Source organism: Macrococcus hajekii (genome assembly GCF_004359505.1).
In the GTDB taxonomy this organism is placed as follows: domain Bacteria; phylum Bacillota; class Bacilli; order Staphylococcales; family Staphylococcaceae; genus Macrococcus; species Macrococcus hajekii.
Genome location: NZ_SCWE01000020.1, coordinates 1 through 448, shown reverse-complemented (window position 1 = coordinate 448; position 448 = coordinate 1). Strand labels below are relative to the sequence as shown.

At 44.0% G+C, this 448-nt stretch carries 1 protein-coding gene; it reads left to right on the top strand.

Annotation, left to right across the window (positions count from 1 at the left end):
- A partial coding sequence (locus tag ERX37_RS11180) for a glycoside hydrolase family 2 TIM barrel-domain containing protein (protein ID WP_279523291.1) occupies nucleotides 1-448 on the top strand: 448 nt, incomplete at both ends.

Genomic DNA, 448 nt, shown 5'->3' with positions numbered 1-448 from the left:
CATTAGGATTCCTCGTCTGGGGAGAGATGGCAGCTGCTTCTGAATACAGCGAGAAATATGTAGAGCGTATGACCAATGAATGGATAGAAGTCGTGAACCGTGACTATAATCATCCGAGTATCGTCGCCTGGATGCCATTGAATGAAAGCTGGGGTATCAGTCGGGTCAATCATGAAAAACGTCAGCAGGCACATTCAATGAGCATGTACTACTTGACGAAGTCCCTTGACGAGACGAGAGTAGTGTTTTCTAACGATGGCTGGGAGCATACGAAGTCAGATATTTGTGGTATCCATAATTATTCAAATGCTGAGCAAGTGAAAGCGAACTATGAAACACTGGAAAAAACACTGTCCATTAAACCGGCCAACAGAGAAATTTATTGTGAAGGATTCAGTTATGACGGTGAGCCGATTATGATCACGGAATACGGCGGAATTGCTTACAC